This is a genomic window from Myxococcus vastator (assembly GCF_010894475.1).
Lineage (GTDB): Bacteria > Myxococcota > Myxococcia > Myxococcales > Myxococcaceae > Myxococcus > Myxococcus vastator.
Genome location: NZ_JAAIYB010000202.1, coordinates 1 through 13,986, shown reverse-complemented (window position 1 = coordinate 13,986; position 13,986 = coordinate 1). Strand labels below are relative to the sequence as shown.

Annotated in this window: 10 protein-coding genes; 4 read left to right on the top strand and 6 right to left on the bottom strand. The window is 70.0% G+C overall.

Features of this window, described 5'->3' with window-relative positions:
• Positions 1 to 197: 197 nt before the first annotated feature.
• The gene (gene yjjJ / locus G4D87_RS20415; protein ID WP_163783739.1) at positions 198 to 1,508 is read left to right on the top strand and encodes a type II toxin-antitoxin system HipA family toxin YjjJ; all 1,311 of its coding nucleotides are present in this window, start codon (positions 198 to 200) and stop codon (positions 1,506 to 1,508) included.
• 21 nt (positions 1,509 to 1,529) lie between these two features.
• Here yjjJ and G4D87_RS20410 read toward each other — a convergent pair whose 3' ends face one another.
• From G4D87_RS20410 to G4D87_RS20390, 5 genes are all read right to left on the bottom strand, one after another.
• Positions 1,530 to 3,410: an extracellular catalytic domain type 1 short-chain-length polyhydroxyalkanoate depolymerase gene (locus tag G4D87_RS20410; protein WP_163783738.1), complete on the bottom strand. Its 1,881-nt coding sequence runs from the start codon at positions 3,408 to 3,410 to the stop codon at positions 1,530 to 1,532.
• Positions 3,411 to 3,644: 234 nt separating this feature from the next.
• Positions 3,645 to 4,604, bottom strand: coding sequence for a glutathione synthase (gshB, locus tag G4D87_RS20405; protein ID WP_163783737.1), 960 nt, complete (start codon positions 4,602 to 4,604; stop codon positions 3,645 to 3,647).
• A gap of 79 nt (positions 4,605 to 4,683) precedes the next feature.
• Positions 4,684 to 6,396 carry a serine/threonine protein kinase gene (locus tag G4D87_RS20400; protein ID WP_163783736.1) on the bottom strand — a complete coding sequence of 571 codons (1,713 nt, stop codon included), beginning with the start codon at positions 6,394 to 6,396 and terminating at the stop codon, positions 4,684 to 4,686.
• Between the two features lie 355 nt (positions 6,397 to 6,751).
• Positions 6,752 to 7,048: a hypothetical protein gene (locus tag G4D87_RS20395; protein ID WP_163783735.1), complete on the bottom strand. Its 297-nt coding sequence runs from the start codon at positions 7,046 to 7,048 to the stop codon at positions 6,752 to 6,754.
• Between the two features lie 30 nt (positions 7,049 to 7,078).
• Complete coding sequence (locus G4D87_RS20390) at positions 7,079 to 7,321, bottom strand: hypothetical protein (RefSeq protein ID WP_240358436.1); 243 nt, start codon at positions 7,319 to 7,321, stop codon at positions 7,079 to 7,081.
• Between the two features lie 263 nt (positions 7,322 to 7,584).
• On the opposite strand from G4D87_RS20390, the gene G4D87_RS20385 reads away from it, so the two are divergent.
• From G4D87_RS20385 to G4D87_RS20375, 3 genes are all read left to right on the top strand, one after another.
• Positions 7,585 to 9,783, top strand: a complete 2,199-nt coding sequence (locus G4D87_RS20385; protein ID WP_163783733.1) for a tenascin-X — start codon at positions 7,585 to 7,587, stop codon at positions 9,781 to 9,783.
• 593 nt (positions 9,784 to 10,376) lie between these two features.
• Complete coding sequence (locus G4D87_RS20380) at positions 10,377 to 11,579, top strand: DUF2380 domain-containing protein (RefSeq protein ID WP_338044987.1); 1,203 nt, start codon at positions 10,377 to 10,379, stop codon at positions 11,577 to 11,579.
• On the top strand, positions 11,576 to 12,043 hold the full coding sequence (locus G4D87_RS20375; RefSeq protein ID WP_163783731.1) for an NUDIX hydrolase: 468 nt from the start codon (positions 11,576 to 11,578) through the stop codon (positions 12,041 to 12,043). The genes G4D87_RS20380 and G4D87_RS20375 overlap by 4 nt, the downstream gene beginning before the upstream one ends.
• A gap of 471 nt (positions 12,044 to 12,514) precedes the next feature.
• Here the strand turns inward: G4D87_RS20375 and G4D87_RS20370 are convergent.
• Positions 12,515 to 13,986: tetratricopeptide repeat protein (locus G4D87_RS20370; protein WP_240358435.1), on the bottom strand; the 1,472-nt coding region annotated here is incomplete at its 5' end.

Below are 13,986 nucleotides of genomic sequence, written 5' to 3'. Positions count from 1 at the left end.
GTTCAGGCATGGGCTGCGGGGCTTCCTACCCAACGTCCGCTTCGGCCCCAAGAACCCAGCACTGTGCCTCGGCATCCCCGCTGGCAAATCTGCTCACCAGCCAGGGTCACATCGGAAATTTCAGATGTTATTTCAGTATGTTGCGCGGCAATATCGGTCATCGATATCTGTTCACGGATCCTCTCAGAAATCCGTTCATGGCCACTCTGGAACAACTGCTGACCCTCCTCGGACGTCAGGTCGAGCTGAAGGGGAGCGAGCTGGCCACCCAGCTCCGCGTCTCACGCCCGACGGTGTCGCGGCTGCTCGCCTCGGCGGGTCCGAGCGTCTGCCGGATGGGACAGGGGCCCGCCACCCGCTATGCGCGGACGCGTTCGGTTGCCTCCCTGGGAGCGCAGCTACGGCTCTACCGCGTCGACGAGGCAGGCCGTCCCCACGAAGCAGGCATCCTGCACCCACTCTGGAACGGAGGCTGCTGGCTTGCGCGACAGGATGGGGGAGGGGAACGGTTCGCCGGCCTCCCACCCTTCGCCGCCGACATGAGCCCTCAGGGCTACCTGGGCCGGGGCTTCACGACCCGCCACCCCGAGTTGGGACTTCCCCCACGCATCACGGACTGGACGGAAGACCACCAGCTCATCGCGCTCGCGCTCCGAGGCGAGGACTGCGTCGGAGCCCACATCATCGGCGCGGCCTCCCTGGACCGTTTCCTGGCCAGCCCGCTTCGACCCGTCACCGAAGCCCAGTACCCGGAGCTCGCCCGCTCATCCCTGTCGAGCGAGGCAGGCTCCTCCGCCGGTGGCGAGCAGCCCAAGTTCACGGCGTACACAGCAGGACGCCACGTCCTGGTGAAGTTCGCGGCCAATGATGACGGCGTCGCCGCTCAGCGCTGGAGAGAGCTGCTCATCTGCGAAGGCCTCGCGCTCGAAGCCGTCCAGGCCGCCGGGATTCCGGCCGCGGCCTCACGCTCCCTCCGCGTCGAGGGCTACCAGTTCCTCGAGGTCGAGCGCTTCGACCGAATCGGCGAGCGAGGCCGCAAGGCGCTGCTCTCACTCATGGCCATCGACAACGAATACCTCGGCCACGAAGGGAAGGGGAGCACCTGGACCAGCGCGGCCCGGTATCTCCTGGAGCGCCAGTCCATCAGCGACGAGGACGCCCGGCGCATTCGCTGGCTCGATACCTTCGGGCAGCTCACCGGCAACACTGACCGGCACTTCGGCAACCTCTCCTTCTTCGAGGACGGACCCCAGCGGTTCCGGCTCGCCCCTGCCTACGACATGCTCCCGATGATGTTCGCCCCCGTGGGCACGAGCATCGTCGAGCGCATTTTCGAGCCCCGACCGCCCACCGCGGAGACGCTCGACGTCTGGTCCGATGCCGCCCGTCATGCCTTGGCGTACTGGACCCGGCTGGAGCAGACCTCCGAGCTCAGCGACGCGTTCCGAGCCCACTGCGCACGAAACCGGGACGCACTCGCGGCGCTGATGCAGCGGACGCCGGTCTGAGCCGGCGTCCGCCCCGCCTTCCTACGGCGAATAGACGACCGTCAGCACCGCGTTCGCCCCATCCCGGACGAACAGGTACTGCGTGGCCGTCTGCGCCTGGGTGAAGCGCAGCCGCAGCTGCGTCTTCCCCGTCTTGCTGATGGCGGAAAGGCCCGCGCCGCTGAAGTCCCCGGAGCTCTTCGCGCCCGCGGTGAACCGGTCGATGCCCGCGACGCTGCTCGCCGTGGCCGCCGCCGCCCAGTCCGCCGGCTCCGTGTTCGCCGCGTTGAACGTCCCCGACTTCACATCCACCACCAGCGTGTTCCCCGCCGGCGTCGACCACGGGTCTCCCGAGCCCGACGAGTAGCTCACCGTCAGGAACGCCCGCGTCACGGTGGCCCCGTCCGGAAGGCTCGACGTGTCGAAGGAGAGGAAGGACCGGTTGTACTTCCCATCCGTCCCCCGGCCGAGCGCCAGGTTCGTCATGAACCCCAGCGCCGCCGCGCTGCCATCCGCGTTCGCCTTCAGGTAGCCGTCATCCGCCGCCAGGCCCGTGAACTGCACCGTCACCGGCGCCGGGGAGCCGGAGTTGCTCACCGTCACCACCGTGTCGTCGTCCGTCGCCTGGTTCCCCGCCGCGTCGAACGCCCGCGCGCCCAGCCGGTGCTGCCCGTTGCCCACGGCCGCGCTGTTCCAGGCGAAGGCATACGGCGCCTGCGTGTCCATGGACACCACCGCGCCATCCACCAGGAACTCCACCCGGGTGACGCCCACCGCGTCCGCCGCGCTCGCGGTGACATTCACCGTGCCGCTCACCGTGGCCCCGTTCGCTGGCGCCGTCACGTTGACGGTGGGCGGCGTGGTGTCACCCGTGGGCTCGCCTCCGCCTCCCACAATCCCGAAGAACCGCGCCTGGTGGTAGACGGCGCAGAGATTCACGTCGCTCAGGTACGCCCCCACCGCGCCACAGGCCGCGCTGCCCGTGCCGCCCGGGAACTGGAACTGCGCATCCATGGCCACCGCGTGGCCCATGCCGGTGAGCTCCCACGTCTCCACCAGCGCGGTGCCCGCGCCGTTCCGGTGCACCTTGTGCGGGAAGCCGGACACCGTCTCCACCGTGTCCGGCGTCTGGTCGATGCCGTGCACGTTCGTCCACTGCTCCATCGCCTCGGTGAGGTTCATCACGTTCACCGTGTAGTCGCTGGTGCCGTGCCAGATGCTGACGCGCGGACGCGGGCCCGAGTAGCCCGGGTACGCGCTGCGGACCACGTCTCCCCACGCGGCGGGCGTGCGGTTCACCCCCGGGCTCATGCAGCTGAAGCCCGCATTCATCGACTCCGCGCACCGGTACGGGCCTCCGGACTGGATGGCGCCAGCGGAGAAGACGTCCGGATAGGCCGCCAGCAGCGCGGGCGCCATGTAGCCACCCGCCGAGAACCCCGCCACGTACACCCGCGCCGGGTCGATGGAGTACGTCGCCTTCATCGTGTCCACCATCTGCTTGATGGACAGCGCCTCGCCCCGGTCTCTCGCGATGTCGCCGGGCTCGAACCAGTTGAAGCAACTGCTCATGTTGTTGCCGCTCTGCTGCTGCGGATAGACGGCGTAGAACTTGTAGACGTCCGCCGCCGCGGACCAGCCGCTGCCCTCCATCGCCGCGGCCCGCTGCGTACAGCCGTGCAGCACCACCACCAGCGGCGCGTTGGCCGGCATGCCGGACGGCACGTGGCGGAACATCTGCAGGTTGCCGGGGTTGCTGCCGAAGTTCGTCACCTGCGTGAGCAGAGGCTGCTGCTGCTCCGCCACCTCGTCCTCCGGCGCGTCCTCCGCCGGCCCGCCACAGCCCGCGAACAGCCACGCGGCAAGGGGCACTCCGGCGGACCACGACCACGGCCAGGAACGGCTGCGACGATGCTTGTGCATGGTGTCTCCCAGGCCGCCACCAGGGGGGAATGGGCGGCCACGGGGACAGACCTGACTCCTCCGACAGCCCCTGATTCAAGGCGCGTCGCGTCGCATCGCGCTGAAACATGAACCAGGATTCAAATCACGCGCCGCGTCGTGTGGTGCACTGAAACATGAGTCAGCCTTCAGCTCACGAAGAGCCACCGGGCGCCGGGCAGCCTGCGCCTGTCGCCCGGCGTCCTCCGGTGGGGCTCAGCGCTGGGCGACGAGCCGCTCCGCCACGTCCAGCACCCGGGCCTCCACGCACACGTCGTCCAGGTGGTTCGCCTCCACCAGGCCGGTGGGGCTCGTCACGTTGACCTCGGTGAGGTAGCTGCCCAGCACGTCGATGCCCACCAGCCGCAGCCCGCGCTGGCGCAGCTCCGGCTTCAGGCGCTCGCAAATCTCCAAATCCCGCGGGGTGAGCACGGCCTTGCGAGCCACGCCACCCGCCGCCATGTTGCCGCGGTGGTCGTCCTCGGACGGGACGCGCAGCACGCCGCCCACCGGCTCGCCGTCCACCAGGAGGATGCGCTTGTCGCCCTGGCGGCTCTCCGGGATGTACGCCTGCGCGACGACGGCCTCCCGGCCACCCCGGGTGAGCATGTCCACCGCGGAGCGCGCGTTCCGGTCCGTGGCGGACAGGAAGAGGATGCCCTTGCCCGCGAAGCCATCCACCGGCTTGAGGATGGTGCCCGCCGCGTTGCGCGCGATGAAGTCCAGCAGCACCGGCAGCTCGCTGGTGACGCGCGTGTCCGGCATCAGGTCCGGGTAGCGCAGGGAGTAGAGCTTCTCGTTCGCGTCGCGGATGCCCGACGGCTCGTTGATGAAGACAGGGGGGCGCTGCGTGCCGCACAGCTCCACCAGCTGGGTGGCGTGCAGGAACTCCGCATCCACCGGCGGGTCCTTGCGCATGAAGAGCACGTCCAGCGAGGACACCGGGCGCGGGGCCTCGTCGAGCAGGTCGAAGTGCCGTCCCGGCTCGCGGCGCACGGTGACGTGGCGCATGCGCGCCTCCGCGCACGTGCCGTTGAAGCGCAACCAGCCCTGTTCGAAGTAGCGCACCTGGTGGCCGCGCTGCTGCGCTTCGAGCATCAGCGCGAACGTGGAGTCGTGGTCCACCCGCACCGTCTCGAGCGGGTCCATCAGGAAGCCGATGTTCAGAGAAGCCATACAGTCCGGAATCAGAGGAAGAGGGGCGCGAAGATAACCCGGTGCCCCGGGACGTGCCCCTCAATCCCGGCGCTGTGTTTCAGCGCTCGGGGATTTCCGCCAGCTTCAGCCGGAACTGGGTCGTCTCCCCGACGGCAATCGGCACCGACAGCATGCGCTTCTTGCCGTCCGGGCCCACGAGCGTCAGGTCGTGCTCCCCCGCGGGCATGACCACGTTGAACATCGGCGTGCGGCCCACCCGCTTCTTGCCTCGGAAGACCTCCGCCTCCGGCAGCACCAGCAAGGTCAGCTTGCCCCGGCCCTTCGCCGGACGGGGGCTCGCCGCCTCCTTGGGACGGCTCTCTTCCACGTCCTCGCCGCCCACCGCGGCGCCCAACGCCCTGGCCGGGGCCTCCGGGGTGCCGGCATCCGGGGTGGGAGCGTCATAGCCCGGCACCGGGTAGACGGGCAGGTTCGGATCATGGCGGGGGAGGGTGCGCAGCGCGCTCGCGTCCTCTTCCTCCACCGTCTCGTTCAGCACCTTCGACAGGTGCCAGGCGGCATACCCGCCGCCCACCAGGATGCCCAGCAGCACCAGCCCCCACAGCACATTGGAGGTCTTGCTCTCCGGTGGCTGCCGCGGACCCGCCGCCGCGGCCGCCGCGGCTTGCCGGGGCGCCGCCGCCGCTTGCACCTTGCGCGAGGGCTTGCGCGGCATGCCCGCCACGCCGTTGGACGGCGTCGGGAGGTCCTTGCGCTCGGGGAGGTAGGGCCCGTCATCACCGCGCAGGGCTCGCTTCGCGGACTCCAGCATGACGCCGTTGGTGGTGCCGTCCGCGGACTCCAGCATGACGCGCGTGGCGGACATGCGCTCGGCGAACAGGTCTTGCATCAGCGCGGCCCGGTCATGCGCGTCCAGCAGCAGCTTGCCCGCCGCCGCCTCAATCGCCCGGGCCATGTCCCGGCCGGTGGCGAAGCGCTTCTCGCGGCTGCGCTCCAGCGCCCGCATCACCACCTTGGACACCGCTTCGGGCACGTGCGGCGCGACGTGCGAGGGCCAGGGGACGGGCTCCTCCAGAATCTTCATCATCTCGTCGCGCTCGTTCTGCCCCGCGAACAGGCGCGCGCCGGTGATGAGCTCGTGCAGCATCACCCCGACGGCGAACAAGTCACTGCGCCCATCCAGCGCCTCGCCCCGCACCTGCTCCGGGGACATGTACCCGGTGGTGCCCTTCACCGTGCCGACGTTGGTGCGCTCCAGGCTGTCCTTCGCCTTGGCGATGCCGAAGTCGAGCAGCTTCACCACGCCGTCGTACGTCACCATGATGTTCTTCTGGGCGACGTCGCGGTGGATGACGGGGCTGGGCGCGCCAGACGGCGCCGTGTACGTGTGCGCGTAGTGCAGCGCCATGCAGACGTCGCGCGCCACCGACAGCGTGAAGCCCAGCGGGAGCTGCTCGTGGCGGCGCAGGCACGCGCCGGTAATCTGGTTCAGGTTCTGCCCGGCGATGAACTCCATGGCCAGGTAGAGCCCGTCATCCTCGCGCCCCAGGTCGAACACCTGCGCGATGTTGGGGTGGTTGAAGGCCGCGGTGATGCGCGCCTCGTCCAGGAACATGCGTTCGAACTGCGCGTTGTCCCGCGCGTCCGGCAGCACCCGCTTGATGACCACGTACTTGCGGAAGCCACCCGGACCCGAAGTGAAGCCCAGGAACAGCTCCGCCATGCCGCCCACGGAGAGCTGCGTGACGACCTCGTACTTCCCGATGCGCTCGCCCCGATAGAAGTCGATGGGGAAACCCTCCGCCGGCACCCCACTGTCGGGGCACATCCCGCGCCAGACGATAACAGCCTTGTGCGGGGCGGACGTGGGGTGAGAACACGCCACCACCTCGGGTGCCTCCCGCATCCACCGGGAAGCTGTGGATGGCCTGTGGATAGCGGGGGTGGGGCTGTGGAGAAACCCCGGTGTGGATCACCCCCTGTGGGTTCCCGGGGATAACCGTCATCTTACCCACATGTAGCACTTCCGAAATTCGTGAGTATTCCCAGGCGCTTGCTGACTTGTCCCCAAGTCCCGGCGCCCTACCGCTACTACCAATAGATCAATACCTCTATGAACCTTTAGAAGAAGCAGGCGGCGCTGGGGACGAAGTGCCTGTGGAAACTCAAGGCAGCGCCAGGCGCAGCTGGTCGAGCAACGTGGGCAGCCGCATCATCAGCTCCCGGTCCATGTCCTCCAGGGCCCCGCGGAGGGCCGCCAGGTCCTCTGGGGCGCGTTCCGCGTTCACCATGCGCTGCAGGACCCTCAGGCGCTGATTGCGCTGCACCAGGCTGCCCAGGACGTCCTCCAGCTCATCGCTGAGGACCTCGCCCAGGCGCAGGTCGTGCCCGATCAGCTCCCGGAGCTGCTCCACCAGGTACGTGAGGTCCCAGGATTCTGCATATCCAGCACGGCGCGACATCTCACCCCTGGCCCAGGCGAAGCGCCGGGCTCATTCCAGCGACTGGGGCCGCAGCAGGCCCACCAGGGTGAGGCGCGCGCGGGACGGGTCCAGCTCCACGCTGACCTGGCAGCCGGCGACGTCCAGCCTCAGCGTGTACGGGAACTCGGGGGGCAGCTGACTTTCCTCCTGCCGGGCCAGCGCGGCCAGGCGGAACAGTTCGGCGAGCAGCTCCTGGCGGGTCTCCGCCGCGAGCCCCTCCACGGTCGCCTGCAGGCCGCGTGGGATGAGCACGGTGAAGGCCTGCGATGACGAAGGGGCGCATGAGGAGGATGCGGCGACAAAGGTCATGACGTACCCCGCGTGCGAGAACCATACCCTTCCGGCACCCAACCATTTCGCGCGGTTGCGGCCTGTAGCAGTGGAACGGCCTGTAAAAAACACTGCCCCCCTCCCCGCCGACCCTGAAGTGTTGGGAGGTGGGACGCCGACAGGGGCGAGGCGTCCGCGGGGCCTTCCGGTGCGGGTATAGCCAGGAGGCACGGGGGGAGGACGCCATGGCGCACGCAACGCGGGCGTCCCGGTACAGCGGCATTGTCTTGGCGCTGATGCTGGGGCTGGGAGCGGCGGCTTGTCGGGACACACCGTCCCTGTCGGGGGCGGTGGGGCGGCTGCGGTTGTCGGCGCAGCGCGTGGACTTCCCGCACGCCTACCCGGGCACCCGGCGGGAGGCCGAGGTCCGCGTGGTGAATGGCGGCCGGGCCCCGTTGGACGTCACGTGGACGGATGTATCGGCACCCTTCTCGTTGGGGGAGGCGCTGCCGGTCCGGGTGCTGGCGGGCGAGGTGCCGGTGCGCCTGCGCTTCGCGCCCGAAGCCGAGGGGCGCTACGAGGTCATCCTCACCGGCACCGCGTCGGACGGTGGCCAGGTGCGGCTGGTGCTGGCGGGCGAGGCGAAGCCGGTGCCGGCGTGCTTCACGCCCGTGACGTGCGCGGCGGCCACCTTCGACCTGGTGACGGAGCGGTGTGTGGAGTCGGTGTTGCCGGACGGCACCGCGTGTGCGCCGGGCAATGCCTGCATCACCGGCGCCACCTGCCAGGCGGGCCGCTGCCGGGGTGAAGAGCGCGCCTGTGACGACGGCGACGCCTGCACCACGGACGTGTGCCACGTGCTGGACGGGTGCCAGTCCGTGCCGGCGCCGCCCTGTCCAGCGGCCGGGCCGTGTCAGGTGGGGACGTGCGATCCGCTCGGGGGATGCGCCACGGCCCCCGCGCCGGATGGCACCCTCTGCGGCGCGGCCCAGGGCACCTGTGAGGACGCGGACGTGTGCCTGGACGGGGCCTGCGTGAAGCGCGATTTGCCGGAGGGCTTCCTGTGTGAAGCGGCCAGCCCGTGTCAGGCGTCGGGGCACTGCCGCGGCGGCGTGTGTGCTCGGCCCGCGGCGCAGCCCCTGAAGGTGGATTGGGAGCACGACGCCCGGACGGAAGGAGCGCAGCTGCAGGACCTGCTGGTGGGGCCGGAAGGGGACGTGACGCTGTCGGGCTTCTACGGCACGCCCGTGCTGGACGCGGCGGGCGAGGCTCCGGTGCGAGCTTCCCATCCGGCGCGGCGCTGCATGCTGTGGAATGACCGGCTCCTGTGCATGGACATGCCGATGGACGGGACGGTGTCGCTGCTGGAGCGCGACACGGGAGCGCCGCGGTGGACCTTCACCCTGGCCGACGCGCGGCCGGACTTCCGGGAGAGGACGCAGACGCTCTTCCTGGCGCGGCTGGCGGTGATGGCGCCGGACCGGCTGGCGGCCCTCTTCGAGGCCTACCCCACGGAGCAGCGGCGCGACACCGCGTGCCGCCTGTACTTCCTGGTGGTGCTGGATGCCTTCGGCCACATGGTGTCCGCGCGCGAGCTGACGGACCCGCTGCTCGCCGAGTGCAACCACCCGCATCCGTATGGCCTCGCCTCGGACGTGGTGGGGGACCTCTACGTCGCCTTCGCGCCCACGCTGAACACGGGGGCGCCGCTGGCGTCGGGGACGCCCACATTGCTGATGGCCTTCTCCTCGGAGGGGGTGCCGCGCTGGCGGAGGACGGAGCCCCAGCGCGCGGGTGAGCTCGCGGTGGTGGACGGGCTGCTGCTGCCCGAATGGGGCTTCCAGGCGTTGAGCACCCGAGATGGGACACCCGTGGGGTCGTCCCTCGCGCAGCACCTCGGCCGCATGGTGGCCACTCGGGAGGTGGTGGTGCCCAGCGCGCCGGGCACCACGGTGAACGCGGGCGCGGACAGCCTGAGCGCCACGCCGGCCGCGACGCAGCTCAAGGGCTTCCGGCTTCCGGACCTGGGGCTGGCGTGGCTGTACTCGCTGAAGGAAGGCCAGCGCCTGACGACCAAGGAGCTCCGGCTGGGCACCTGGCCCAGGGGCGCGGGCCTTCCGCCCGAGACGCTGGTGCTGACGCACGCGGTGGCGGCTGACCACCAGCGGTGGCTGGTGGGCGTGCGCGCGCGGGATGGGGGCGAGGCCTTCCAGTGTCCGCTCGACTACGCGCCGCGCACGGTGCCGCAGTTGATGGAGCTGGGGCCCGGCGCCCTCTACTTGATGGACGGAGCCCTGGGTTGTGGCGAGTGCGATCCGCCCTTCGCCACCAGCCAGCCGCGCTTCATGCGCTTCCCCATGCCAGGGTTGCTGCCCGCGAACGCGCCCTGGCCTGGGACCTTCGGCGGCCCGGGGCACGGGCACCATGAGAACGCGGTGCACTGAGCGGCGCGGCGCTTCACTGTGGAGAACTTGTGGGCGGGTCCAGTCGAGCGCCGGGGCAGGCCCGGCCTGCTCGCAATCCCAGATGAGATTCCCGGCTTTCTAGACCTGACACGTCGTTCAACTTGGAATGGGCTGGCAGTACCTTGAGCTTGCCTTTGCGCGAATCCCTCTCGCGCGGGCGCTCGGAGCTTCCCGCCTATGTCCAATCTTCGGCCATCGGGTCGGCCGCTACTTGGGTGCGGCGGAAGGGGCGCTGCGGCCGGGAGCCTTCGACTCGGTGGGGCTGGAGGTGGACAATGCGTGCTGACGCGCTGCTGTTGGTGGTGGCTGTACTTGCCACGGGGTGTGCCTCGGCGCCGAATGCTCCCGAACGTGACGGACCGCTGCGCTACGCGCCGCGCGTGGCCGCGTCCCCCGCCTGGGTAGAACCGCCAGGCGATTCAGGACCCGAGGTGCACCCACGGCGATTGCGCCGCAAGGGGCCACGTCGCGACGTCACGGAAGCCGGGCCGGGCACCGTGTCTGGAGCTGCCGGGGGTAGGGAGCGGAGTGCCGCAGCGACGCGTCAGGCCGTCCTCGCCGCCATCGACGAGGTGAAGCGCTCCCTGGAGGGCAACGAAGCCGCGCGCTCCCGACTTGCGTCGCGTCCGCCCTCCCTCGGTGGCCGGGGACTCGCCGGGGTGTTCACGCGCTATCTCAACCACGGCTCCGAGCAACGGGCGTGGCTCCGACGAACGCTTGGGAGCGCCACCGCGCTGGTGAGCGTGGCGTCGCAGGTGGGGGACTCCGACATGGAGTTGGGCGTCCTCCGCATGTCGGGACCTCGACTCCAGGCCGCGATGTTCGGAGCCCTGCTGCTGGCCACGTGGGTGGACTTCCTCCAACTCGCTGACGCCGTGGTACGCGACTGTCCCATGTGCGGCTACGAGAAGCTGTTCGTGGACCTGCATCGAGTTCAAAGCCTGATGGCTCCGACGCTGGCAGACCTCGCCTCGGGGGACTCGGAGCGCGTAGAGGCGGCGGCGACCGCGATGCCCGCGCTGATGGGGGAGCTGACCCGTGAGTTCGACGCGATTCATCGGGATGCGCGCTCGGCCATGGAGTTCGGCGGCAAGGTCATGGTGGCGGCGCAGGTGCTGGAGATGCTCACCATGGTTTCCACGCTGAAGCTGTCGCTGCCCCGGCTGCCCCCGGCCGCACCCGCGACGCTCGGCGTGGGGCTCGTCATGAGCTCGGGTGGCGTCATGGTGGGCTCGCGAATCGTCGTCTCCACGGAGTGGGTGGAGCTGATGCGAAGGCTGGTGCAGGCGGGCGTCATCTCCCTCCCGGCCGTCAGCGCGGCCATCCGCATTCACGGCGGACAGGTGATGATGGCCCAGGCGCACCAGGACTTGCCCAAGGGCGTGCGCGACGCGCTGGGGGACAGCCCCGAAGTGCGCGGCATGCAGGTGACGGGCAGAGCGGGCGCGGGCATGTCCGACGCACCGAAGCACCACGTCCTGCCGAAGGAGCACCGCGAGTGGTTCGAGGCGCGCGGCTTCAAGGGGGACATGGACATCGACCAGTTCTGCGTCCGGCTGGAGAGGGCGCACCACGAGGCGATTCATGGTGGAGGAAACTGGAGGCTGGGACGCATGTGGCCCGGCGAGTGGAACCGGATGATCATGGAGATACTGTTCAAGGCCGAGATGAAGGCTGGCCGAATGCTGATGCGGAATGAGATCTTGAAGGAGGTCGCGATGCGTATGCGGGACTACAGAATCCCGATGAACTTCACGTCCGGGAGAAGCAGATGAGTGGCGGAGAAGCTTGGCGGGGCAACATCAAGGCACGCTTGTACGAGAGGGCTCGTGAACGGGGCTTCGGCTCACTCACCGCCTTTGCCGAAGCGCGCCCTGCCGTTCCGCTGTATGCCCTGGCCGACGAGCTTGGTAACGACGTTGCTGCCGTGCAGGTCCTGAGCGGCTTGTTGTACGAGGCGCAACAGCGCAAGCAGGTCACGCGCTTGGTTCGTGACGTCCTCGTTCGCGAGTTGGCCGAGAGGTTCCCAAATGGCTGGCCGGGCACGCTGGACAACGTCACCCGTGGAGAGGTGGCCTTGGGGCTCGGGACGTGGTCTGCCTACAGCCCAGAAACCCACAAGGAACGAGTAGATCGGGCAGGCGATGCGCTTCTCGCCAACCCTCCCCCCGCCGGCTGGCGCCCGCTCGGTCCCGACGACGAGCTTCTCCGGACGCTCCTCCCCGACGACGAAGCCTGACCGGCAACGGCGCTCCTGCTACCTGACGAGCGGGGGCACTGGACATCGTGACGCGCGCGCCGGCGTAGCGGTTTCCCGCATACCCCGCTGCTTCCCGAGCACCCTGAAAGGAATTCAGTCTTCCCGGCGCCTGCTCACACTCGACGTGAATGCGCAACTGCTATGCGTCCTCACCACACCCGGCCTGTCACGGTGCTTGCGGGAGTCAGGACCCGACGGGTGGACAGGCCACGCGCAGCCGATATTCTTCGCCCACCGTAGCGTTGGAGTTCGTGGACGGTATTCCACGGTGCCCACGCGCAGGCCGCTCGGGAAGCAACCCGCTTGTTCCCGGCGCTCGCGTGGAAGGAGTGCGGTTGCCCGGACGACCTTGGAGGTCCGGCGTGCGGCGGCTTCGTGGCATCGTGGGGGGCCCGCTCGGGCCCCGGGTGGAAGTCTCCCGGGGCCCGAGAGACCTCGTCCCAGCCACCGCTACGGTTGGGGTGTCTCCGCCGCCTGGTTCGCTTCCACGCGCGTGAAGGACAGCAGGTAGGCGGGCTCGTCTCGCGTGCTCGCCTGTATCAGCTCCTCCGTCAGCGCATGCAGGGGCCAGCGGTCCATGGACGCCTTGCGGAAGAGGGCCACCGCGCCTTCCAGCGCGCCGATTCGCGCCAGCGCCTGTTCACGGCCGGCCTCATCGCCCAGGTCCTGGGCGCCGCTGCGGACGAGCTGCAGGCCCACCATGCGCTCCACCATGGTGGGTTGTTCGGCCATGCGCGCGCCGATGTCGCGGGTGATGCGGCCCAGCCGCTTCCGGTCCTCGGGGGACAGCGAGCCGCGCGTGCCCACGTTGCGCGTGCGCAGCACCCACGAGCCCCGGTCCGTCACGCTGTGGGCCGCCACCGCCATCGCCGTGGCGCTGACATCCGGCACCCCCGAGCCCTCCAGCAGCTTCCGAGCCTCCTCATACGTCTGGGTGAAGACGCCCTCGCGCCACACGGGCAGGGCGGCCACCTGCTCCAGGCGGTCAATCTCCGCCGCGCTCATCTCCGAGCCCGGCTCCGTGTCTCCCAGGAGCAGCAGCAACTGGAGCTGCATGGCGCGCGGGTGCGCGGCCGCCAGCGCCTCCAGCTTCTGGCGGAACTCCGTGCGCGCTTCGTCATGGGAGGCCTGCGGCAAGGCCTCGCCCCGGAGCACGTCCATCACCGCCACGAAGAGGGACGGGTCCTCCAGCCGAGGCACCTGCCGCAGCAGGAAGAGCGCCTTGTCCGCGTCCAGTCGCGGGCTGCCCAGGGCCAGCATCAGCCTCACGTCGTCCGACGCGGCGCGCTCCCAGGCGGCCTTCGCCGCGGCGGCGATGGCCGGGTCGGGCGGTAGCGGCGTGGCGCCGGGGAGCAGCGCGCTCTGCTGGAAGTCGGGCTGGCCCACGTCCATCCAGGCCTGGCGGAACGCCTGTTGCCAGTCCATGCCGCCCCCGCGCCGCAGCGCGTCCAGCCGCGCCAGCAGCTTTCCTTCCGGAGCGCCGGGTGAGGCCGCGTCCAACCGCTGGAGCGCGTCGCGGGCCTCGGTGTCCTGGCCTTCCTCCAGCGCGAGGCAGGCCTTCACGAGGAGCGCCGGCGCGTGCTGAGGCGCCAGCTTCAGCGCGGCCGACAGCGCCTCGTGCGCCTGGACCCGCTGTCCCGTCGCGGCGGCCCGAGCGGCGCGGTCCGTCTGGACCAGCACCTCCATGGGGGCCTGGGACTTCGCTCGGGGCGTCTCATGCGAGTGGTCCGCGTGGGACTCGCCATGCGCCTCGTGCGTGTCCCGTGGGGTGGAGCCGGGCGATGAAGGCCGTGGGTTCCACAGGAAGAGCCCTCCGACCAGCACCGCCACGCCGACGCCCGCGCCACCCCACAGGACCTTGCCGCGTCGCCGGGGCGCCGGGGCGTTATCGGAGGAGGAAGGGAGGGGAGGCGTCATCGGGT